General features: G+C 62.8%; 20 protein-coding genes and 1 pseudogene. 11 read left to right on the top strand and 10 right to left on the bottom strand.

Annotated elements, in window-relative coordinates:
* Nucleotides 1-3: 3 nt before the first annotated feature.
* On the bottom strand, nt 4-633 hold the full coding sequence (locus tag AC1DX4_RS28615) for an MSMEG_1061 family FMN-dependent PPOX-type flavoprotein (protein ID WP_477223495.1): 630 nt from the start codon (nt 631-633) through the stop codon (nt 4-6).
* A gap of 164 nt (nt 634-797) precedes the next feature.
* Between AC1DX4_RS28615 and AC1DX4_RS28610 the strand changes: the two genes are divergently transcribed.
* The 6 genes and pseudogenes from AC1DX4_RS28610 to AC1DX4_RS28585 all read left to right on the top strand — a co-directional run bounded on the left by AC1DX4_RS28610 (nt 798) and on the right by AC1DX4_RS28585 (nt 5,598).
* Complete coding sequence (locus AC1DX4_RS28610; RefSeq protein ID WP_477223494.1) at nt 798-1,520, top strand: winged helix-turn-helix transcriptional regulator; 723 nt, start codon at nt 798-800, stop codon at nt 1,518-1,520.
* Nucleotides 1,521-1,736, top strand: a pseudogene (locus AC1DX4_RS28605) (RidA family protein); the annotation flags it as partial.
* A 129-nt stretch (nt 1,737-1,865) separates the two neighbouring features.
* Nucleotides 1,866-2,504, top strand: a complete 639-nt coding sequence (locus AC1DX4_RS28600; RefSeq protein WP_477223493.1) for a hypothetical protein — start codon at nt 1,866-1,868, stop codon at nt 2,502-2,504.
* A 192-nt stretch (nt 2,505-2,696) separates the two neighbouring features.
* Nucleotides 2,697-3,089, top strand: coding sequence for a RidA family protein (locus tag AC1DX4_RS28595; protein WP_477223492.1), 393 nt, complete (start codon nt 2,697-2,699; stop codon nt 3,087-3,089).
* Between the two features lie 89 nt (nt 3,090-3,178).
* Nucleotides 3,179-4,447: an XRE family transcriptional regulator gene (locus AC1DX4_RS28590; RefSeq protein ID WP_477223491.1), complete on the top strand. Its 1,269-nt coding sequence runs from the start codon at nt 3,179-3,181 to the stop codon at nt 4,445-4,447.
* Between the two features lie 14 nt (nt 4,448-4,461).
* The gene (locus AC1DX4_RS28585) at nt 4,462-5,598 is read left to right on the top strand and encodes a beta family protein (RefSeq protein WP_477223490.1); all 1,137 of its coding nucleotides are present in this window, start codon (nt 4,462-4,464) and stop codon (nt 5,596-5,598) included.
* Nucleotides 5,599-5,716: 118 nt separating this feature from the next.
* On the opposite strand, the gene carB is transcribed toward AC1DX4_RS28585, so the two are convergent.
* From carB to AC1DX4_RS28565, 4 genes are all read right to left on the bottom strand, one after another.
* A complete protein-coding gene (carB, locus tag AC1DX4_RS28580; RefSeq protein ID WP_477223489.1) occupies nt 5,717-9,220 on the bottom strand; it encodes a carbamoyl-phosphate synthase large subunit in 3,504 nt (1,167 codons plus the stop codon).
* A 299-nt stretch (nt 9,221-9,519) separates the two neighbouring features.
* Entirely contained in the window at nt 9,520-10,602 is a 1,083-nt protein-coding gene (locus AC1DX4_RS28575) for an SH3 domain-containing protein (protein ID WP_477223488.1), read from the bottom strand.
* A gap of 228 nt (nt 10,603-10,830) precedes the next feature.
* A complete protein-coding gene (locus AC1DX4_RS28570; RefSeq protein WP_477223487.1) occupies nt 10,831-11,589 on the bottom strand; it encodes a metallophosphoesterase family protein in 759 nt (252 codons plus the stop codon).
* Between the two features lie 238 nt (nt 11,590-11,827).
* Nucleotides 11,828-12,184, bottom strand: coding sequence for an ArsR/SmtB family transcription factor (locus AC1DX4_RS28565; protein WP_202358331.1), 357 nt, complete (start codon nt 12,182-12,184; stop codon nt 11,828-11,830).
* Between the two features lie 207 nt (nt 12,185-12,391).
* Here AC1DX4_RS28565 and AC1DX4_RS28560 point away from each other — a divergent pair, with 207 nt between their 5' ends.
* Nucleotides 12,392-13,570, top strand: a complete 1,179-nt coding sequence (locus tag AC1DX4_RS28560) for an MFS transporter (protein WP_477223486.1) — start codon at nt 12,392-12,394, stop codon at nt 13,568-13,570.
* Between the two features lie 25 nt (nt 13,571-13,595).
* On the opposite strand, the gene AC1DX4_RS28555 is transcribed toward AC1DX4_RS28560, so the two are convergent.
* Nucleotides 13,596-14,051: a MarR family winged helix-turn-helix transcriptional regulator gene (locus AC1DX4_RS28555; RefSeq protein ID WP_477223485.1), complete on the bottom strand. Its 456-nt coding sequence runs from the start codon at nt 14,049-14,051 to the stop codon at nt 13,596-13,598.
* Nucleotides 14,052-14,265: 214 nt separating this feature from the next.
* On the opposite strand from AC1DX4_RS28555, the gene AC1DX4_RS28550 reads away from it, so the two are divergent.
* A complete protein-coding gene (locus AC1DX4_RS28550) occupies nt 14,266-15,060 on the top strand; it encodes an SDR family NAD(P)-dependent oxidoreductase (RefSeq protein ID WP_477223484.1) in 795 nt (264 codons plus the stop codon).
* A gap of 217 nt (nt 15,061-15,277) precedes the next feature.
* Here AC1DX4_RS28550 and AC1DX4_RS28545 read toward each other — a convergent pair whose 3' ends face one another.
* A complete protein-coding gene (locus AC1DX4_RS28545) occupies nt 15,278-15,877 on the bottom strand; it encodes a LysE family translocator (protein ID WP_477223483.1) in 600 nt (199 codons plus the stop codon).
* A 54-nt stretch (nt 15,878-15,931) separates the two neighbouring features.
* Here AC1DX4_RS28545 and AC1DX4_RS28540 point away from each other — a divergent pair, with 54 nt between their 5' ends.
* Entirely contained in the window at nt 15,932-16,840 is a 909-nt protein-coding gene (locus AC1DX4_RS28540; RefSeq protein ID WP_477223482.1) for a LysR family transcriptional regulator, read from the top strand.
* Between the two features lie 306 nt (nt 16,841-17,146).
* Here AC1DX4_RS28540 and AC1DX4_RS28535 read toward each other — a convergent pair whose 3' ends face one another.
* Together AC1DX4_RS28535 and AC1DX4_RS28530 are read right to left on the bottom strand one after the other, a co-directional pair.
* Nucleotides 17,147-17,989, bottom strand: coding sequence for a protein-L-isoaspartate O-methyltransferase family protein (locus tag AC1DX4_RS28535; protein ID WP_477223481.1), 843 nt, complete (start codon nt 17,987-17,989; stop codon nt 17,147-17,149).
* Between the two features lie 53 nt (nt 17,990-18,042).
* Nucleotides 18,043-19,407: an Nramp family divalent metal transporter gene (locus AC1DX4_RS28530; protein ID WP_477223480.1), complete on the bottom strand. Its 1,365-nt coding sequence runs from the start codon at nt 19,405-19,407 to the stop codon at nt 18,043-18,045.
* Between the two features lie 234 nt (nt 19,408-19,641).
* Between AC1DX4_RS28530 and mntR the strand changes: the two genes are divergently transcribed.
* Both mntR and AC1DX4_RS28520 read left to right on the top strand, forming a co-directional pair.
* On the top strand, nt 19,642-20,094 hold the full coding sequence (gene mntR, locus AC1DX4_RS28525; protein ID WP_477223479.1) for a manganese-binding transcriptional regulator MntR: 453 nt from the start codon (nt 19,642-19,644) through the stop codon (nt 20,092-20,094).
* A gap of 99 nt (nt 20,095-20,193) precedes the next feature.
* The gene (locus AC1DX4_RS28520; protein ID WP_019860505.1) at nt 20,194-20,382 is read left to right on the top strand and encodes a hypothetical protein; all 189 of its coding nucleotides are present in this window, start codon (nt 20,194-20,196) and stop codon (nt 20,380-20,382) included.
* Nucleotides 20,383-20,453: 71 nt separating this feature from the next.
* Here AC1DX4_RS28520 and AC1DX4_RS28515 read toward each other — a convergent pair whose 3' ends face one another.
* Entirely contained in the window at nt 20,454-22,451 is a 1,998-nt protein-coding gene (locus AC1DX4_RS28515; RefSeq protein WP_477223478.1) for a hypothetical protein, read from the bottom strand.
* Nucleotides 22,452-22,628 lie beyond the last annotated feature (177 nt).

The following is a 22,628-nucleotide window of genomic DNA, read 5'->3' as shown; positions in this document are numbered from 1 at the left end:
GCTTCAATAGAGCCGGTTCTTGCCGTCCCTGTCGATGATCTCCTGCATCTCGGCAACACCGAGTGCCAGCTTGCCATGGGCGACCATTGCTTGCGCAAGCGAGGGAACACAGGACGAGTCGGGCCAGGTTTCCTTGCGCCACAGGCCGGCCCGCACGGTGCTCTTGGAGCAATGCAGGAAGGCCTGGCGCACCGTGACCAGCAGAACGAAGCGCGGTTCCTTTCCGTGCACCGGATAGCGGGCGAGCAGTTCGGGGGCGCGGCTGATGCGGCCTTCGCCGGCGACACGAAGCGTGTCGGTATGGCCCGGAATGAGGAATATCAAGGCAATCGACGGGTCCGCGAGCAGGTTCTCGTAGCTGTCGAAGCGGCCGTTGCCGAGACGGTCGGGAATGGCAATCGTCTTGTGGTCCAGCACCTCGACAAAACCGGCCGGATCCCCCTTGGGTGATTGATCGAGCAGACCGTCCTGACCCCTCGTCGCCATGACGAGGTATGGCGACATGGAAATGAAGGTCGCGCAGATCCCGTCGATGTGGTCGATCGTCTTGTTCGCCACCTTCTCGCCCACCGGGCCGACGATGTCGCGTAGCTGGGCGATGGTTGTCAGAATGTCCGGGTCAGCCTGTGTCATGGTTCGAACCCTCCCTTGATCGCCGCAACTGCTGGCGTCGCGAATTCGGGGTCGATGCTGGCACCGGCGGTGAAGCCAAACTAGTCCGGAAACCGGACTGGTAGCGCGGCTTGCAGGGGCCTATACAATCTGTAGCCAGTTTTCGCGGGGCGAAGCGGTTCGAGATGCAGGAGCACAACGGCTACGGTCAGTACTGTCCGCTGTCGATGGCGGCGGAAATCCTGTGCAATCGCTGGACCGTGCTGGTTCTGCGCCAGCTGCTCGAAGGATCGACCGGGTTCAACGAGATCCGGCGTGGCGTGCCGCTGATATCGCGCACCATACTGGCGCAGAGGCTGAAGGAGTTCGAAGCCTACGGGCTCGTCTCCCGAGGCAGTGAGGGCGCCGGCAAGCCGGTCGTCTACCGGCTGACGCAGGCGGGCATGGCTCTCGGCGGGGTGGTGCGCGCCATCGCGACCTGGGGACAGGAATGGATCGAGGTCGAGCCGTCGCTCGCCGATGTCGATACCGATTTCCTGATGTGGGACATAAGGCGCAATGTCCGCCGCTTGCCCAGCCTGCCCGACCGTTTCGTCGTGCGTTTCCATTTTCCCGATGCGCCGGAAGGCAAGCGGCTGCATTGGCTGGTGTTCGAACGCAGGGATGTCGACCTCTGCTACATCGACCCGGGCTTCGAGGTCGATGTGCAGATCGAAGCGCCGCTCAAGACGATGGTGCGCATATGGATCGGTTCGCAGGGCCTTTCCGGTGCAATCGCCAGCGGCGAAATCCAGATCGATGGTCCCCGCAAGTTCACGTCCAACGTGGCTGACTGGCTCGGCCTCGGTTCGCTCGGCACGATCCCAAAACGCCCGGCGGAACTGCGTGTGCTAAGGGCGACCGGTTAGGCGTCGCTGAAGGCGCTGAAACATTGCCTGGAGGCGGCGGGGACCTCGCTCGACAATGTGGTGATGGTGCGTATCTACGCCGCCGGCTTCTACAACGCCATCAACCGGGTCTAGGCCAAGTATTTTTCCACCAACCCGCCGGCGCGCAGTTTTGTGCCGGTGGGGTCATGGCCGGTGGAGTTCGATATCGAGATCGAATGTGTGGCGGTGGCGTGACCTTTTCTTCTCGCATTGAGATGTATTCTGGTCGTTCCCTAAAATTTTAGGGTCTGCAAAAACGAGAAATACTGTTTTCACGCGTATTCGACAGATGTGTTTGTCTGGGTTGTTGATCCGGGGGAAGATATGAAGCTCGTGGCGGCATTTACGCTGGCAGCACTCTGCTCGATGTTCTTTGCTGGTGATGCCGAGGCCCGAAAAATGCGGTTTCGGGTGTTTCCGATCCCTGGAGCGCACAGCTCAAACGAAACGGTGAGTCCTGTTCCAATCGGCGTCGAAGACGTGCGTTTCGTTCACGATCTGCCGGCTTCCTTTGCCGATGAGGGCGAGCATTTCGATCTTGGCTATAAATTCGGCATGTTCGGCGGCGGCGAGTGGGTCGGATACTTCAAGACATCCCAGCGCTACGTGGAATTGAAACAGGACAAAATCCGCGAGCTTTTGCCATTTCTCGGCATTTCGGAAGCGGATGCGCCAAAGCGGTCTTTCGGCAGCCAGATGATGGTCATCGGAACATGGTGCGTGATCGGGCTTTTCGGCCTGGGTGCGGTGCTGCTGAAATACCCTCGCCTGAGAGGGGCGTTCTCGCGCAGTTCCGCCAAACGCAATACGGACAGCGAGTTTGACGTCCAGGCAGCCGATCAAATGATCAGCCGCGCGGTCGCCCGAACCCAACAGCGCGAGGCAAGGCAACCCAGCGTCGCGCCGGCCGGCTCCTTCGCAAGACCGAATGCAACGCCGACCTTCGGTCGCAGATCGCGCTGAACGCGGTTCGCATGGCGGCGCACCGAGCAGTCGTGTCTGGGCTCTGCCTAAGCGGACAAGCTGACCGCTCCAACCAGCCCCGCTTCGCGGCGACACGCTGCTCCATTGGACGATGACTTGCGGACGACAATGCCGAACGCTGGCGTTCAGCCTGGAGCGCGATAAGCTCGCGGCAACCACAGGGAGATCGTCATGACCAAGGAAATCGTCGAAGTGCCGGTGCTGTCGGCGGCGGTGCGCGCGCTCGGCGTGCCGTTGTCGTTGGTGACCAAGGCCGCCGGGCTGGTCTTCGTCTCCGGCACACCACCGCTCGATCTTACGACCGGCAAGCTGGTCAAGGGCGACATCGAGGTGCAGACTGAAGCGTCGCTGAGGGCGCTGAAACACTGTCTGGAGGCGGCCGGCACCTCGATGGACAATGTCGTGATGGTGCGCATCTACGCCGTCAATTCCGGCTTCTACACCGCCATCAACCGGGTCTATGCCAGGCATTTCCCCGAAAACGCGCCATCGCGGACGTTTGTGCCGGTGGCGTCTTGGCCGATGGAGTTTGATATCGAGATTGAGTGTGTGGCGGTCGGGTGAGGTTCGGAGCCCGGGCATTCGCGGGACAGGAACGTAGTTCTCCCTGCCATCAGCATTGACGCAACGAATTTGTTGTGTCAGCCTAAGGCATGATTCCCGACAATGACCGACAAGCCAGTTTATTAAATGCACGAATAGAACGTGCGGCAGCGAGCTTGAAAGCGCTCGACGGTTGGGATGCGCTTCGAACTGGCATCGAATTGTCCACAATAGAGCTTCGTAAAAAAAGCCTCCGTGAAACCCTGAATCGCTTGCGGTCGGATGTGTCTGTGTATGCTGGCATTCGATCGGGCGAGATTAAGACCTTTAATGCGACACAGATCGAGGGCTTGCCGGACATACTGAAGCGCTCGAGGTTGGCTCGGGGTTTAACACAGCGCCAGTTTGCGGAATTGCTGGGGCTCAAGGAGCAGCAAATCCAGCGGTACGAGGCGGAAAATTACGCCACGATTAGTCTTCGTAGGTTGTATGACTTATTCCACGTTCTGAACGTGAGTATGAAAATCGAGGCAACTCTTGAAACGGACCTGGTTGAGTTATCCAGCAGAGATCCAGTAGAGTTGAATAAATTACCTCACAAGGAGATGTTACGGCGACAATGGATTCGACTTGATGCTGGCGAATCTGAAAATGTTGAAGCTGCAGCGCAAAGGTACGTGGTTCAGAGTATCGGCGAGAATTGGAACAATTTTCTCCACCGGCAAGTCGTGAGGGCGAATTCCTCGGTCGACAGCCAAGCGCTTCTTGCCTGGCACGCTCGGATCTGCGAGGTCGCACGCGTAAAAAAGAAGAACTTAAAGGGCGATTTCTTCTCGTTAGACTTGGATTGGGTGCGACGGCTCGTGGATCTGTCGAAGTTTGATGACGGCCCCCGTCGAGCAGTTGAATATCTTTTAAGCATTGGAGTAATTGTAGTTATTGAGCCGCATTTGGAAAAAACCCATTTGGATGGCGCGGCCACGATATTGGATGGCGACACACCGGTAGTCGGGCTTACACTAAGATTTGATAGACTAGATAATTTTTGGTTTGTTTTGATGCATGAGCTTGGGCATCTTGTTTTGCATACGCAGTTCGACGACGTAGTCGCTTTCTTTGACAGCGATGAAACTGGCGGTGAAAAAGGAAAAGAGTCGGAAGCTGACAATTTTGCAAGAAGTACGTTGATCGCGGACGAGAAGTGGAAAACCTCCCTAGTCCGTTTTGCCAAATCATCCGATGCTGTTAGATCGTTTGCAGCGGCAAATGGATTATCTCCCGCCGTTGTAGCAGGTAGGATTCGCAGAGAACGAAACGATTTTAGTATTTTCAATGAACTTGTTGGGCAAGGTAGTGTTCGAAGGCAGTTTGGTTTTTAACGGAGACAACCTCGGTGATAAAACTGCAGCGCAGATTGTTGTTCGTTTACAGGATGAAGTTTAAATTCGGAGAGTACGTCGGCCTATCCCGCCTTCGCTCTCGGGATTTGGACGACATGCTTCCCCATCTATCATTGCCAATGCCAAACGACTGGGATCATGAGGATAAGCGCAAGCTTTCTCTCGATGAATGTCAGTCGAAATTTGCGGATCGACTGTCAAAGCACCTTCGGAAGCGGCCTGCAGTAATTGATAGCCATCGCTTCGATGAAGATGAAGAATTTAAGACAGCTTCACCTCATCCTATTAGAGAGTTCGCCGAGCGGGCACGCCTTCTAGGTTGTTGCATTATACCCGCAATTACCGTCGAGCCGAGCGGTGCGTTGACCGTGGCTGTCCGAGAAATTGTAAGGCGAAATCAATCTGGGATTGTTCTCAAGCTTGCCCTCGGTGATCTGGAAGACGCCAGGTTAGGGGAAAAGGTCGATACAGTTCTTGGGGGTGTCGGGATCTCTGCCAAGGATGCTATGCTTTGCATCGACCTTGGCGAGTTCGAAATTGAAAAACCAGAGGACGTTGCGGAGGCACTTTCGTTTCAGATAGCAGCTGTGCCTTACCTTCAGGATTGGGCGCATGTTTATATTACGGTTGGAACGTTTTCCACGCAGATAGCAAAAATTGGATTCAACTTAACAAAGTCGATTGAGCGCGGAGAATGGGAATTGTATCGCGCGCTCATGAGCCGTTCCGATTTACCGAGGCGAGTGGTTTACGCTGACTACGGAATCGAAAATCCTAACTTCTTACGCAACCCTCAACATGCGCGGGCCAGCGCACATTTCAGATATACGCTTGATAAGGGCGGACTCGTTTCGAAGGGCGGATCAATTGCAAAGATGAGCTTTGCAGCGATCCGCGCCGCAGCGAAGAATATTGTGGATCATCCTGAATATAGTGGGCCTGCGTATTCGTTTGGAGATGCCTTCATCAAGAAGGTCTCCGATGGTCTGGCAGTTGGGAACCCATCTTACTGGCGAGCTGCGGGAGTTACGCATCACGCGACAAAGATCCTAGAGCAAGTGCGTTCGATATTCGGTGTGACGGTCCGGGAAGATCAAGCTGAGACGCAGAAGCAGGAGGAGTTGTTCTGATTTTCTTCCTCGCTTGGCGTTGCAAAGGCGGTTCCTGCAAGAGCGCAACGTCGGCGGGACAGCGCCCCCCTCTGGCCTGCCGGCCATCTCCCCCGCAAGGGGGAGATCAGCTAGTCGCCTAGGCAAAATACTCCTGCAGCGGCCTGACCTCCAGGCTCCCCGCCTTCAGCGCCGCAATCGCCTCCGCCACCGCGGCCGCACCCGACAGCGTCGTATAATACGGCACCTTCTGCATCAGCGTCGCGCGGCGCAGCGACTTGGAGTCCGACACCGCCTTCTGGCCATCCGTCGTGTTGAACACGATCTGCACCTGGCGGTTACGGATGGCGTCTTCGATGTGGGGGCGGCCTTCGAGCACCTTGTTGATCTTCTGCGCGTCGACACCGTTTTCGGCGAGGAAGCGCTGGGTGCCTGAGGTGGCCAGCACCTTGAAGCCGAGGCCGGCGAGGCGCTTGACCGCCGGCAAGATGCCCTTCTTGTCCTCGTCGCGCACCGAGACGAACAGCGTGCCGGAGCGCGGCAGGTCGACGCCGGCCCCTAACTGGCTCTTGGCGAAGGCGAGGGCAAAATCGCGGTCGAGGCCCATGACCTCGCCGGTCGAGCGCATTTCCGGGCCGAGCAGAATGTCGACGCCGGGGAAGCGGGCGAAGGGGAAGACGGCTTCCTTGACCGCGATGTGGCCGGGATTGCGCGGATCGGGCATGGCGCCGTAATGGGCGAAGGCGTCTTCCAGGGTCTCGCCGGCCATGATGCGGGCGGCGATCTTGGCAATGGGACGGCCGATGGTCTTGGCGACGAAGGGCACGGTTCTTGACGCGCGCGGGTTGACTTCCAGCACATAGACGGTGCCGTCCTTGATCGCGTACTGCACGTTCATCAGGCCGCCGACATTGAGCGCGCGGGCAAGCGCCGCCGTCTGGCGCTCCAGCTCGTCGACCAGTTCGGACGGCAGCGAGTGAACGGGGAGCGAGCAGGCCGAGTCGCCCGAATGGATGCCGGCCTCCTCGATGTGCTCGAGAATACCGGACACGAAGGTCGCCTTGCCGTCGCAGAGGCAGTCGACATCGACCTCGATGGCGCCACTGAGATAGGTGTCGAACAGCAGCGGGTTCTTGCCCAGCAGCGTGTTGATCTGGCCGGTCTTGTCGTTGGGGTATTTCTGCTTGATGTCCTCCGGCACCAGGCCGGGCACGGTGTCGAGCAGGTAGGATTGCAGCATGCCCTCGTCATGGATGATCTGCATGGCGCGGCCGCCCAGCACATAGGACGGGCGCACCACCAGCGGGAAACCGAGCTCGCCGGCGACGAGGCGGGCCTGCTCGACCGAATAGGCGATGCCGTTCTTCGGCTGGCTGAGATTGAGCTTGTGCAAGAGCTTCTGGAAGCGGTCGCGGTCTTCGGCCAGATCGATCATGTCGGGCGAGGTGCCGAGGATCGGGATGCCGGCCTTTTCCAGCGCGTCCGCCAGCTTCAGCGGCGTCTGGCCGCCGAACTGGACGATGACGCCGACCAGTTCGCCCGACGCCTGTTCGGCGCGCAGGATCTCCAGCACGTCTTCCGCCGTCAGCGGCTCGAAATAGAGCCGGTCGGAGGTGTCGTAGTCGGTCGACACGGTCTCGGGATTGCAGTTGATCATGATCGCTTCATAGCCGGCGTCGCGCAGCGCGAAGGCGGCATGGCAGCAGCAATAGTCGAACTCGATGCCCTGGCCGATGCGGTTCGGCCCGCCGCCGAGGATGACCACCTTCTTGCGCGACGAGACCTGCGCTTCGTTGGCCAGCGCGCCGGCGAAGGGCACTTCATAGGTCGAGTACATATAGGCGGTGGGCGAGGCGAATTCGGCCGCACAGGTGTCGATGCGCTTGTAGACGGGATGAACGTCGAGCTTGTCGCGGATCCTGGAAATCACTTCGGCATCGGTCTTGGTCAGTGACGCCAGGCGGGCATCGGAGAAACCCATCGCCTTCAGCATGCGCAGATTGACGGCGTCCTGCGGAATGCCGTGCTCGCGGATGCGGGCTTCCATGGCAACGATGCCGGCGATCTGCTCGAGGAACCACGGGTCGATCTTGCACATGGAATGCACGTCTTCCAGCGAGGTGCCCATGCGGATCGCCTGCGCCACCATGCGCAGCCGGTCGGGCGTCGGGGTGCCGAGCGCGGCGCGGATGGCGTTGCGGTCGTCGGCGTGGTTGGCCGCGACAGTGCCATGGCCGAGGCCGGGGATCTCGATCTCGTCGAGGCCGGTGAGGCCGGTCTCCAGACCACGCAGGGCCTTCTGCAGCGATTCCTGGAAGGTGCGGCCGATGGCCATGACTTCGCCGACCGACTTCATGGCTGTGGTCAGCACCGGCTCGGCGCCGGGGAATTTCTCGAAGGCAAAGCGCGGGATTTTGGTGACGACGTAATCGATGCTCGGCTCGAACGAGGCGGGGGTGGCGCCGCCGGTGATGTCGTTCTCCAGTTCGTCCAGCGTGTAGCCGACGGCAAGTTTGGCGGCGATCTTGGCGATCGGGAAGCCGGTCGCCTTCGAAGCCAAGGCCGACGAGCGCGAGACGCGCGGGTTCATCTCGATGACGACGAGGCGGCCATCGGCCGGGTTGACGGCGAACTGCACGTTGGAGCCGCCGGTCTCGACGCCGATCTCGCGCAGCACCGCGATCGAGGCGTTGCGCATCATCTGATACTCTTTGTCGGTGAGCGTCAGGGCAGGGGCGACGGTGATCGAGTCACCGGTGTGGACGCCCATCGGATCGATGTTCTCGATCGAGCAGACGATGATGCAATTGTCCGCCTTGTCGCGGACGACCTCCATCTCATACTCCTTCCAGCCGAGCACGCTTTCCTCGATCAGCACTTCGGTGGTCGGCGAGGCGTCGAGGCCGGACTGGACGATGTCGTAGAATTCGGCCCTGTTGTAGGCGATACCGCCGCCGGTGCCGCCCATGGTGAAGGACGGGCGGATGATTGCCGGCAGGCCGACATGGTCGAGCGCCTGGGCGGCGATCGCCATGCCGTGGCTGATGTAGCGTTGCTTGCGGTCGCCTTCGCCGAGGTTCCAGCGGGTTTCCAGCGCGTCGAGCGCGGCGTCGAGATCGGCCGGAGCCTCGGCCTTGACGGCGGCGCGCTCGGCCTCGTGCATCTTGCGGTCGGTGTTCTTGACGTCGGTGGCGTTGGCCAGCATCGACTTCGGCGTTTCCAGGCCGATCTTGTGCATTGCCTCGCGAAACAGCGCGCGGTCCTCGGCCTTGTCGATGGCGTGCGCGTCGGCGCCGATCATCTCGACATTGTAGCGCTCGAGCACGCCCATCCGGCGCAGCGACAAAGCGGTGTTGAGCGCGGTCTGGCCGCCCATGGTCGGCAGCAGCGCGTCGGGCCGCTCCTTGGCGATGATCTTGGCGACGACCTCGGGCGTGATCGGCTCGATATAGGTGGCGTCGGCCAGTTCCGGGTCGGTCATGATGGTGGCCGGGTTGGAATTGACCAGGATGACGCGGAAACCTTCCTCCTTCAGCGCCTTGCAGGCCTGGGTGCCGGAATAGTCGAACTCGCAGGCCTGGCCGATGACGATGGGGCCGGCCCCGATGATCAGGATCGACTTGATGTCAGTGCGTCTTGGCATGGCGAAGTTCCGTTTGGCGGGCGGCTTGCACAAAAAACCGGGACGGGAAGACCCGGCCGGTTGTGCTCGCGATTCTGGTATCAGGCTAGGTGGGCCTTATAGGGAAGAGTTTTGGCGGATGTAACCCCGAAAATGAGGGATTAGGGCAGTAGGGCAGGTAGGGCAGTAGGGCAGTAGGGCAGTAGGGCAGTAGGGCAGTAGGGCAGTAGGGCAGTAGGGCAGTAGGGCAGTAGGGCAGTAGGCTCAAGCGCCCTTGAAACATATTGCCCTATTGCCGTACTGCCTTACTCCCCTGCCTCCTAGTCCCCAAACGCAATGGTGTCCGTGATCTCGAAGCGTTCGGAGACGCCGATGCGGATCAGGTTCAGTGCGCCCTCGCGGGTGAAGCGGAAATCGCTCTTGGCGTTCGAGCCGGCCGGCAAGCCGGCGTAGAAGGAGATGGTGCGCGTGCCGCCATCGGGCCAGGTCACGGTGATGTCGGCCTTGTCGGTGCCCTTGTGCACGACGGTCGCCGTGCAGCGCTCCATCGGCTGGCCGAAATAGCGGGCGCAGGGGATCTGGACAGCGTCGCCTGAGACAAGGGAGGTCGGCTGCGGCGGCAGTTCGGCGACGGTCTGTGTGTCGAGGGCGGGCGCGGCACCGTCGGGGCGCGGCGTGGGAACGGGAACCGACCCGGCGGAGCCTTTGTCCGCGGCGGCATTGCCGTCGGAAGCCGCGGTTGCATCCTGAGGCTGCGGTTCGGCAGGGGCTGGGATTTCTCCGGCCGGCGGGGTTGCGCTCGCCACCAGCGCCAGGCCGTAAGCATCCTGCATGGCGGTGGTGGCGGTGGATTTCATCGACGTTTCGGGTGTGTCCGGATGGGCCGTGTCGCCGAGCCGAGCCGTCAGGTCGGTTGGGGGTGCCGGCGGGGCGGCGGGCGCCGCGCTCGCGGCGGGAGGCGTCGTGGCGGCCGAGATGCCGGGAGCGGGTATCGCCGCATCGGGAGCCGCGCCCGCATCCCCACCGGTGGCGACAGTGGACCCATCCGCTGCCTGGTCGGGATTGGGCACAACAGCCGGATTGACGGGAACAAGGTAGCGCGCGGGCGCCCAGCCGGTGGCTTTGGGATTGTCTGACTCGACCTTGCACCAGGGGTGCCCGTCAATCTCGTTGCAGCCGAGGTTCCTGACGCTGGCGCCGGCCGCCAGGCGGGTCTCGGTCTTGCCGATCGCCGACGGCTTGGCGCGGACATTGAGCAGGTCGTCCGGGGCGAGACCGGTGACGATGGAGATGAAGGGCGTGTCTTCGGCATGGGCAGGGACAACAACCGGCCACGCCGCCATCAGCAACGGAGCCGCAATCAGCGCCAAGAGCGTTGTCCGCAGCTTAATTCGGCGTCTCATCACTTGGCTGTCGGCGATCAATTGCATTACCAAAGGCACCGCCAGAACCCGAAAAACGCTGCCGCACGCGAAGGCGGTTTATAAGCGACGGCGCGGCGCCGTGTCTACACGCCAGATGTTCACGCCTTTTTCAGCCCAAATGGGAAGCGTCTTCGGGGGCATGAATGCAAATGCATTCAGCCCGGGGCGGCGTGAACGCAACCGTTCAGTCCGGACATGAGCTTTTGCTCAGTCCGGCATGAAGCCAGTCCTGAGCGCGTGGGCCCATTCCAGGCGCCCCGCCTGTTCGGCCTGGCGCGCCGCTGCCTCATGGTCGTAGTCGACGGCGATGGCCTCGAAGCGGTCGGGCTGGCCTTCGCCACCCAAGGTGACGATGCCGTAGCGCGCATGCGGCGAGCCCTGTTCGGAAACATGCGCCGGCGGGGTGGAATCGTCATAGGCGGGGCAGCCGATGCTGCCTGGATTGAAGATGACGGGACCGTCGGGGATGCGGACCAGCTCAGCGCGATGGCTGTGGCCGCACAGCGCAATGCGGCAGGCCGGGTCGAGCGCCTTCAACCGCCGCCGGATCGCCGCCAGCGGCGCGCGCACCAACTGGCCATCGACGATTGCGTCGGCGAGGTATTTCTCGTCATGGTCGGGGCGGGCATGGAAGGCGACAATCCCCGGCGCGATCTCCAGCGTCAGCGGCTGGGCGAAGAGAACCGCGCGCTGCGCCTCGGTCAGCCGCTCCTGTGCATAGACGTCGGAAGCCCACATGGTCTCGTCGGCCGGATCGGCGGCGACGCGGCGATCATGGTTGCCGCGCACCGTCGGCAGGTTCAGCGCTTCCAGCCGCTCAAACGTCTCGCGCGGCCAGAGCGGGCCGGAAACGCTGTCGCCGAGATTGACGGTGAGGTCAGCGCCGCCGCGGCGCGCCAAGTCCTCAAGCACGGCGTCCAGCGCCAGGACGTTGCCATGGATATCGGCGAGGACGGCTATGCGCATCGGAAGCTCCGGTGATTGACAAATGATTGGTCGAAAGGGGCAACCCTATCAAGACTTGGGTTCCTCGCCCCCGCAAGGCGGGGGAGAGGTGGCCGCGAAGCGGTCGGAGAGGGGCTTCGTAGGGCGGATGCCTCGCAGAACTTGATCACCGTCTCAGCAGCCCCCCTCTCCGTCTCGGCTTCGCCGAGCCACCTCTCCCCCACTCCCGTGGTGGCGAGGAACCCAATTTCTTCAAGGTTCAGGCGGGCATCTCAATATCGTGCCCGCCGACCGCCGGCAGAGCGGGGTCGTCGCCGGCTGCGGCGATGACGCTGTCGAGCAGGCCGGGGAAGCGGGCGTCGAGGTCGGCGCGGCGCAGCGTGATCATGCGGTTGGTGCCGACCACTTCGGCGCGTGTGACGCCGGCCTCACGCAGTTTGGCCAGGTGATAGCTGAGATTGGTCTTCGAGCCGAGATCAAGGAACTGGCTGCAGTTCAGCGCCACCCCTTCCTTGCTGGCGAGATAGCGCACGATGGCAAGCCGCGTCGGATCGCCAAGCACGCCGAGCACGATGGGCAGGCTGATCTGGTCCGTATTGGGATGAGGTAACGTCATGGCTGGAACCTAAGCGCAGTCCGGGCCGATTTCAACGCATCCGTCCTCGCCTGCCCGTACACAGCGTTTCTCCCGTTTCTATCCGTGCCGAACGACCGTGCTGACACAGGGCTGTCAGGAAGGTTCAGCTATTTTGCCCTGGCTTCATTGACATCATGCCCTGTTATGTCCAATTGTTCAATAACTTTTGAACTAAGGACATTCCACATGGACAAGCGGATATTCTGGCTTGCGCTCGGATCGTTTGCGATTTCGACCGAAGGCTTCGTCATCTCCAGCCTGCTGCCCGACATCGCCCGGGATGCCGGCATCTCCATTCCGCTCGCCGGCACGCTGATCACCGCCTTTGCACTGGCCTATGCGGTCGGCACGCCGATCCTGGCGACGCTGACCGGCGAATGGGACCGGCGCCGCGTCATCTTGTGGACGCTGGTGTTCTTCGTCATCGGCAACATCGCCGCCGCCTTGGGCTCTTCATTCGAAGTGCTGCTGATCGCACGCATCATCATGGCGCTGTCGTCGGGCCTGTTCGCGGCAACCGCTCAAGGGACCGCCGTGGCGCTAGTCGATGACCATCACCGGGCGCGTGCCATTGCCGTGGTCGTCGGCGGCACGACCGTGGCCGTCGCCGTCGGCGCGCCGCTCGGCGCGCTGGTCGCGGCCTTTGCCGGCTGGCGCGGCACCTTCTATGCCATTGCCGGGCTCGGCGCGCTCGCCGGCGCGATCCTGTGGTACCGGCTGCCGCGCGGCATCGTCGGCACCAAGCTGCCGCTGAAGCGCCGGCTGGCGGCGGCCATGCGGCCCGGCGTGATGCCGATCCTTCTGACGACATTGCTGGCGCTGACCGGTGCCTTCACCGTCTTTGCCTATGTCGCGCCGCTCGCCATCGAGGGCGGCGGGCTAAGCCAGATCGCGCTGCCCGGCATGCTGCTTGCCTTCGGCGTCGGCGCCGTCATCGGCAACATCGCCGGCGGCCAGGCGGCCGATCGTTTCGGCGCCACCCGCACCGTCAGCTGGTCGCTGGCGCTGAGCGCGGCCATGCTGGTCATGCTGTCGGTTATCCCGACCTTCCTGCCGCAGCACATTGCCGGCCCGGCGCTGATGGCGATGATGGTGCCGTGGGGCATCGTCGGCTGGGCGTTCCCGCCGGCGCAGGCCAGCCGCATCATCAAGCTGGCGCCCGATGCCGCGCCGATCGTGCTGTCGCTCAACGGCTCGGCGCTCTATCTCGGCGTAGCGCTCGGCGCGGTGGTCGGCGGCGGCGTGCTGCGCTATGGCGCGCCGGCCGATCTCGGCCTGGTCGCGGCGGCCTTCCCGATCATCGGGCTCGGCATTGTGCTGGCCGGCCGCTGGGCGGCACGGCCGGTCGCGATGCCGGCTGAGTAGTCCTGTCTTGAACCCGCCGGCCAGCTCAGGTGGCCGGCGGCAGATCGAAATCCAGCGCTGAAATATCATCCAGCGCCGCGCGCAACCTCGTCGCCTTCTCCTTGCCGACCACGTCTTCGAAACGCTGCTGGGCGACCTGCCACAGCCTCATCGCTTCATCGAGCTTGACCAACCCTTGAGGCGTCAGCCGCACCCGCTTGATGCGGCGATCGGCCGGATCGGCGAAGGTCTCGACATAGCCGTCGCGGATCAGCGGCTTCAGCGTGTGGCCGAGCGCCGACAGGTCCATGATCAGGGCGGACGCAATGGCGCCCATCGCCGGTTCGTTGGAGATGTGGATCTGATAGAGCAGGCCCTGCTGCGTAGCTTTCAGGCCCGAGGGCGCCAGCACATCATCATAGTACTGGCCAATCTTGCGCGTCGCGCGACGCAGCATGGCGTTGTTGCAGAGCGACAGTCCGGGCAGGGCCTCTTTCGACATGATGGATCCTTGGCGGCGCAAACATGATGTCCGGCTGCTGCCTGACAAATAATCTCGGACACACTCATTGACAAGATAGTGGCATATACCTACTTCGTCGAAAGTGGCATATGCCACTAAATCAATCAGGCGGCTTGCCGGCAAGATGAGGGCGATTGCCCACGATGCCGGTGGCCAGGTCGAAGCAAACAGTTCGAGATAAAGGAACAGGACAATGAGTGGACAGGCAAACAAGGGCACGGCGGTTGTCACCGGCGCCTCATCGGGCATCGGCGCGGTCTATGCGGACCGGTTGGCGGCGCAGGGCTATGACCTCGTACTTGTGGCGCGGCGCGCCGACCGGCTCGAGGAACTGGCTGAGAAGCTGCGCTACGCCTACGATCGCAAGGTCAGCTTCATCGCAGCCGATCTGTCGGATGACGATGATGTGCGCCGTGTCGAACGGCTGATATCAGCCGACGACAGCGTGACGCTGCTGGTCAACAATGCCGGCCTTGGCGGCCAGCAGGTGGTGGCGACGGCCGACGCCGACGCGGCTGAACGCATGATCAAGGTCAATGTCATCGCCTTGACGCGCCTGACCCGTGCCGTGCTGCCGGGACTTCTGGCGCGCAACCGCGGCGCCATCGTCAACATCGCCTCGGTGCTCGCCTATGACACCTCGTTCGGCGGCATCTACAGCGGCACCAAGGCCTATGTCGTCAACTTCACCGAAGCGCTGCACCGCGAAGTCGCTGGTACCAATGTGAAGGTCCAGGTGGTGCTGCCGGGCGCGACCCGGACCGATTTCTGGGAAGTTGCCGGCAGCGATATCGACCAGCTTCCGAAGGAAATCATCATGACCGCCGACGATATGGTCGATGCGGCCCTTGTCGGCCTGGCCAGGGGCGAAGCCGTCACTGTCCCGGCGCTTGTCGACGCGGCCAAGCTGGACACATTCCTCGGCGCGCGCCAGGCCTTCTACGGCAGCCTGCACGCCGACAAACCGGCGGCGCGTTACGCGGCTTGAGCGCTATCCATGCTTGGGTTCCTCGCCCCCACGAATGTGGGGGAGAGGTGGCTCGGCGAAGCCGAGACGGAGAGGGGGATTGGCGCAATCCTGTCCGTGAACGGACTTCGAGAAATACCTTTCATCAGCTGGCGCCAGCCCCCTCTCCGACCGCTTCGCGGCCACCTCTCCCCCGCTTTGGCGGGGGCGAGGAACCCAAGTCCTGCTAGGTCCGTGCTTAAGCCGACCGCCACATCGGGATGATCGAGGCGGCCAGCACCAGCGCCAACACCACGTTGAGCGCTCGCCATTGCCATTCCGTCTTCAGCAGCCGTGCCAGCACCATGCCGGCGACGCACCAGATGGACAGCGAGATAGCGGCGGTGAGGCCGAAGGTCGAGCCGAGCAGCAAAGCGAGTTGTCCCGGCCCGTCGGCAAGGGCGGCAAACGAAGCCGCCGCACCCAGCCCCATCGCCCAGCCCTTGGGGTTCATCCACTGGATGCCGGCGCCGCCAATGAAGCTGTTCGGTCTGGCCATCGTCACATCGAGATTGGGCGGCCCGGCGCGGCCGATCTTGACCGCCAGCCACAGAAGATAGAGCGAGCCGATCACCTTCATGGCCAGTTGCAGCGAAGGCACGGCAAGCAGCAGGCCGGCGAGCCCGGCGGCGGCGGCAGCTGTAACCGTGGCGAGGCCGGCGGCACTGCCTATCATCAGCGGAACCGATCGGCGAAAGCCGAATTGCGCGCCCGAGGCAGTCGACAAGGTCGTGGCAATGCCGGGCGTGGCGGTGGCCACGAAGGCAAAGAGGATGAGCGGCAGGATGGGCTGGAGCATAGGGCATCCTTTTTGAGGCTCCATGGTAGGCTTGGGCTGGCATCAGTAAATGCAATGTTTGTGATGTCGGGCATTAGCATCTATAATGTCGATATGATCCGCAACCTCGATACTGCGCTGGTGCGCACCTTCGTCACCGTCGCCGACAAGGCCAGCATGACGGCGGCCGCCAATGCGCTGCATCTCACGCAAGGCGCCGTCAGCCAGCAGGTCAAGCGGCTGGAAGATACGCTTGGCTGCAGCCTGTTCGAGCGTGACCGGCGCGGTTTGCGCCTGACGCGTTCGGGCGAGCGGCTGTTCGACAAGGCCAGGCGCCTGCTCAGCCTCAATGACGAGATCTGGACCGAGATGTCGGGACGTGCTGTCGCCGGCCAGGTGCGACTTGGCGTGCCCTACGATCTGGTCGGAACCTTGCTGGCGCCGGTGCTGAAGGCCTATGCGGAGACCTATCCGCAGGTCGAGATATCGCTGGTCTGCGCCTCGTCGCCGGAGCTGGCGTCGGCGCTTGCGGCCGGGACGATCGACCTTGCGGTGATCGAGGAACGGGTCGGGCCGACATCAGGCGAATGCCTGGCCATCGACCGGCTGGTCTGGGTCGGCGCCAAAGGCGGCGTCGCCCGCGCCAAGCGGCCGCTGCCGGTATCGATCGTCGCCGACACCTGCGCCTTCCGCCCGGCGGTGCTCTCGGCGCTCAACGAGCATGGGCTGGAATGGCGCACGGTGTTCGAGAACGGCAACATCGACGCGACAACGGCGACGGTGCGGTCCGACCTCGCCGTCACCACCTGGCTGGCTTCCACCGTGCCGGCTGATCTCGACATCTTGCCGTTCGATGTCGGCCTGCCGCCACTGCCGAATTTTTCGATCAATTTGCATTTGCCGAGGCATAGCGTCGGGCCGGCGGCGCTGGAGTTTGCTCGGCACATCCGCGATGGATTGGCACGGCGGCAGCAGGCGGCTTGAACGTCGCACTTCGCTGGAGCACCCCTCATCCGTCTCGGCGCTACGCGCCGATCCACCTTCTCCCACAGGCGAGAGAAGGCAAGATTGCGCGCATGTCCCTGCCAATCATTGACGTTGAAGATTGGTCGAGCCGCTTACGCCAAGCTCCGCCTTCTCCCCCTGTGGGAGAAGGTGGCCTCGCGAAGCGAGGTCGGATGAGGGTGCTCCAGCTTGGCGCAGTGTTTCTACGATCTTACTTCCAGTTCTTGCGCCGCAGCCATCCCGACAGGGGCCGCGAAATTTTGGCCAAATCCGCCCATCGATGCGTCATCTGGCAGGTTTGGCGCCAAGATTTTTCGATGAAAACCAGACGTCGCCGAAGACGGCGGTGGCAGTGCGGTCCGGCGCCTTGTCCTGCGTCAGCCAGATCGAGCGGCTGCGCGTCGCTTGCTCCCGTGTCGGGATTTTTGCCGCAAGATCCGCAATTGAGGCGCCGAAGCATGGGATGAACCAGGAGCGCATGAAGGGATCGCAGGCGAAGCCCTTTTCGGTGCGGGTCACCATCACCGCCAGCGGCACGCGCTCCGCCGGGCGCCAGGGGAAGATCATGCGGCCGCCGGGGCGCAGCGCCTTCAGCCATGCGGCCGGAGGGGCGACGACGCCGGCGTTGACATAGATGATGTCGGATGGCGGCAAGGGCATCGTTACGGCATCGCCATGGACGACAGTCGCATTGCCGTAAGCTTCGAGGTTTTTGCGCGCCAGTTCGGCCAGCCTGCCGTCGAACTCGAAGGCGGTGACGGTACCACCAGGCGAAACCAGCCTGGCCAGCAGGGCGGTGTAGTAGCCGGTGCCGGCGCCGATATGGGTGACGATCTCGCCGGGTTTCAGCGCCAGTTTCCCGATCCATAGGGCGTGCAGGAACGGCTCGCCATTGTTGATGCCCTTATCGGTATCGAGCGCCACCAGCACGTTCTGGTAGACATGGGCGGGGTCGGCGCTCGGCGTTGTGATCTTGCCGTTGCCGGCGACGATCGTCCAAGGTCCGGGGCCGAGAAAGGCTTCGCGCGGGACGCTGGCGAATACCCCTTCCAGGCGTGGGTCGGATGAGCCGGCATTGGCCGTCATCAGCCGGGCGTAGAATTTCCTGATGTCTTCAATGTTGCTCATGACTGCAGGAAGATAGCGCGATTTGGCGGTTTGTCTCGCGATCCGGCGGAACCTCAGCCGACCCCGAACATCGTGTCGTAGAGCAGCTTGAAATTGAGCACGAGGATGATCGCCGCGACCACCCAGGCGAGTGCGGCCACACCGCGCGGAATGGCGAGGTTGCCCATCTTCTTCTTGTCGGAAACGAACTGCACCAGCGGCACCACCGCGAAGGGCAGCTGCATCGACAGGATGACCTGGCTGAACACCAGCAACTGGCCGGTGCCTTTCTCGCCATAGAGCGCGGTGACGATCACAACCGGGATGATGGCGAGGCCGCGCGTCAAAAGCCGGCGTGCCCAGTTGGGGATGCGCAGGCGCAGGAACCCTTCCATGACGATCTGGCCGGCGAGCGTCGCCGTCACCGTCGAGTTCAGGCCCGAGGCGAGCAGCGCCACGGCGAACAGGATCGAGGCGATGCTGAGACCGAGCAGCGGCGATAGCAGCTTGAAGGCGTCTTCGATTTCGGCGACGTCCTGGTGGCCGGTGTTGTGGAAGGCGACGGCCGACACGATCAGGATGGCGGCGTTGACGAACAGCGCCAGCATCAGGGCGATGGTGGAGTCCGTCGTCGCCCATTTGATGGCGTCGCGCTTGCCCTTTTCGGTGCGCTCATAGGCGCGGGTCTGCACGATCGAGGAGTGCAGGTAAAGATTGTGCGGCATGACGGTGGCGCCGATGATGCCTATGGCGATGTAGAGCATTGCCGGATTGGTGACGATTTCGGAGGACGGAACGAACATGGCGTGCAGGATCGTGCCGGCCGGCGGGGCGGCGACGAAGATTTGAATGGCAAAGCAGGTGAAGATGATGAGCAGCAGCGCGATGACGAAGGCTTCGAGGTAGCGGAAGCCCTTGTTCATCAGGAGCAGCACGAGGAAGGCGTCGAGCGCGGTCAGCATGGCGCCGCCGATCAGCGGAATGCCGAACAGGAGCTGCAGGGCGATCGCGGTGCCGATGACTTCGGCGAGGTCACAGGCGATGATAGCGAGTTCGCAGGCGATCCATAGCACGAAATTGACGGGGCGGGGATAATAGGCGCGGCAGGCCTGGGCGAGGTCGCGGCCGGTGGCGATGCCAAGCCGCGCGGCGAGCGCCTGCAAAAGGATCGCCATCAGGTTGGACAACATGATGATGAACAAAAGCGTGTAGCCGAACTGGGCGCCGCCGGCGAGGTCGGTCGCCCAGTTGCCCGGGTCCATATAGCCGACCGAGACCATGTAGCCTGGCCCCATGAAAGCGAACAGCCGGCGGAACCAGACGCCCGAACTCGGCACCGCGATGGTGGAATTGACTTCGCGCAGGCTGGGCTGGTCGTCCTCGTCCCGCCTGGCGAACCGCCATGAGGAACGGGGGGCTGTGGCTTCTGCTTCTGACATGGAAAGGCTTTCCGCGACTTCTGGGAGATGTCCGTAAGCTATGCCATGGCTCAACATTATGCAATAGGCTATATTTCATTGTCGGTGCTTTTTGTTCGGCGCTCCGATCCGCATGCGAAAGGCGCGATCGGAAACGCCGGTTGCGTCTGTGGGGGAATGTAAATAAACGGCCTGAAGAATCAGAGCCCGTGCTATAAAAGCGCCGACGGCCAAACTCCCAAGGAGGAGCGCGCATTGGCGCTGAAGAACAGACCGGTCCCGCGTGAGCCACTGCCCGATGCCGATGTCCATTCGGAAGGATTTCGGCAGCAGCGCCAAGCGCGCCGCAGCGCGCTGGTCGAGGATTATGTCGAACTGATCGCCGATCTGATCGAGGACGGCAACGAGGCGCGTCAGGTCGACATCGCCGCTCGGCTTGGCGTCGCCCAGCCGACCGTGGCCAAGATGCTGACGCGCCTGTGCACTGACGGGCTGGTCTCGAGAAAACCCTATCGCGGCGTGTTCCTGACCGAGGCCGGCCGCAAGGTCGCCGAGGAAAGCCGCATCCGCCACCAGACGGTGGAAGCCTTCCTGCGCTCGCTCGGCGTCAGCCCGGAGACGGCGCGCATCGATGCCGAGGGCATCGAGCACCATGTCAGCGCCGAGACGCTGGACGCTTTTCGCAAGGCGATGACGGCGCCGCGCTAAGGTTGGCGAATTTCCCGACCGACAAGCCGCCGGAACCGCCTGTTGTTACGCACGTTTGCTCCTGACATCGCGCGATTGTGCGCGGCAAGGGAGGAAGCAATGGGCGTCGAACAGGCACCGACCGCAAAGGGCAAGCAGGCAGCCAAGGGATTGAAGCAGGCCGCGGCGAAGGACGAGCGCAAGACTGAGGCCGAAACCGGTCATCCCCTGAAGAAGGGTGCCGCGCGCTTCGAGGAGCGCTCGAAAAGCTCCGACGGCAAGAGCGCTGGCGCCAAGCAGAAAAGCTAAGTCGGGCCGATTTCAGCGTTTATCGGCGTAAGCCGTTGTGGGATGCAGCCGGACGCCAACGCGCCAAGGTGTCACTCACGGACATCCTGCACCCAGCTTCTTGGGTGGCCGTCGACGCGGAACTGGAAGATGAAATAGGGCGGGATGCAGGTGCCTTCACCAGGCTTGGCCTGGGGTAAATCATCGTAGCCGGCGGTGCAGATATAGTCCTCGCGGCAGGGATGCGCCTTGTCGCAGGCGCGCAGGCCGGCCGTCTTGGTGAATTCCTTGGTGCAGAATTTGTGGTCCTTGCCCGAGGCGATGCAGTCGTTGAAGCCGGTCTTGGCGAGACGTCCGCATGTCGCCTCGTCGGGAAGCTTGTCGCAGGTCGCCTTGCGCAGCATGCCGCCGGGAAAGCCGCCGGTCTTCTGCTCGGGGTTGTCGTAGCGCTGGCGTGCCGCGCCATAGCCGGCGAGCTTAACCACGGGTTTCTTGTCGCGCGCCGGGTCGATGGCGCATGCCTTGGCGGTGGCCGGCGACAGTCGGCAATACTGGTCGTTGCCCCAGGTCGACATTTTGATCTCGCCGAACTCGACGGGGTCGCCGACCGCGGTGCCCTTCTCGCTAACGCAGGTGCCGAAGCCCGGATGGATGGCACTTTCGTGGACGCCGGCGCAGCGCAGGCCGGCGCCGCAGGTCCAGTCCTTGAAGCTTGCATCGTCACCGCGATAGCAGATCGAGCCCCAGCCATTGTAGAGGTCGGTGCCCTTGAGCGCTTCGGCATATTTCTGGTCCGGACGGGCGGCGAAACCTCTGGTGAAATCGGGATGGCCCCCAGTGGCGAATTGCTCGACGATGGCGCGGCGGCGCGGCAGGTCGGCGAAGAAGACGGCCGAGCCCGGCACGAACACGGCATTGCGGCGCGGTTCGCTGGCCGGATCGGCGCCGGTGTAGTGGAAGCCGGCAATGCCATGCGTCTGGTGGCAGCCGGTGCAGCTCATTTCGTTCAGCCGCAGATCGAAGCCGGCGACCGATTTGATGGTGGCGAGCGTGTTGCCCCGGGCGACATAATCCTTCAGCGCCTTGTCGATATCGGCATCGTCGACCAGCCCAAAGGCGATGTTGTTCTGCGATCGGCTAAGGCCGCCCGGTGCGACAGAGACGGCGCTCTTGGCCAGGAATTTTTCGTCGATGACCAGCCGGCCATGGTCGAGATCGTAGATGTTGCGGTCGGTGAGCAGCCATTTGGCGAAGGACGGCTTGTCGGCCAGCACCGTCGCCCGGTCGATCTGGTTCTCCATCTTCGATTCATAAAAGCTCGACGTCGCCGGGTTCCACTTGAAGATCTTGAGGAGATATTCGGCATGGCCGCCGAAATCGCGCCGCGTCGAGGCCGACAGGCGCAACACCTGCATGTTGAGCTCGAGCCGCATGATCTGCGAGGAATTGAGCATGGCGCCGGACAGCGGCCCTTCGTCGGACCGAAGCCAGGCGGCCAACTGCTCGGGCGGCAGGTCTTTTTGGCCGGCGGCCAGCCAGCGCTGGGCGACGTCGGCGCAGGATACGTCGGTGGCGCTGGGCAAATCCTTCGAGGCGCGCGCCTGCGCCCGCCCGGGCTTGGCGTTGAAGACCAGGCTCATGGTCAGCGGCAGGCGCGAGGAAATGCGCTGCGCGACCTTGCCCTTGGCCGGCTTTTCGGCGACCGAATAGTGGAAGCGGTAGATCAGCCTGATCTCGCCGCACTCGGTGTGGCCGAGATAGCCGCGATCCATGCGGTTGACGACGCCGGTCAGGTCCAGCGTCGAGCCGTCGTCGTCAATGTACTTCGGGTTGAATTTCTGGCTGGTGTCGCTCGATCTGGCCATGGCGGCGACATAGGGGTCGGGGCTGGTCTTCGGCACGTCTGATATCTCCTGCTTGACCGTGTCGCGCACCGTGGCCAGCGCCGGCACGGAAAACAGGCCGCGATTGTCGACGTCGCGGGTCAGGCCGAGTGCCGGGCCGAGCAGCCGGCTGATCGACAGGCCGCCGCGCTCCAGAGCCTGCAAGGTCGCGGGATCGGTGACAGCAACGCTGGAATCGAGCGTCACCGCGCCAGCGCTTGGCAAGCCAAGGCAGAGCAGTGCCGCAAACAGCGACAGGATTTGACCGACCGTCTTCAGCCTCTCGCCCCCTTTTTGCTTGCGGCGATGCTACAGGCCTTGGCCGGTCTCGGCCAGTGCGCTGAGGCCACCACGCCGGCGTCACCTCGGTGGCGAAAAATACTG

This window comes from Mesorhizobium sp. P3_A8 (assembly GCF_056402995.1).
The sequence above is the reverse complement of the archived record's forward strand: the minus strand, read 5'-3'. Positions and strand labels throughout refer to the sequence as shown.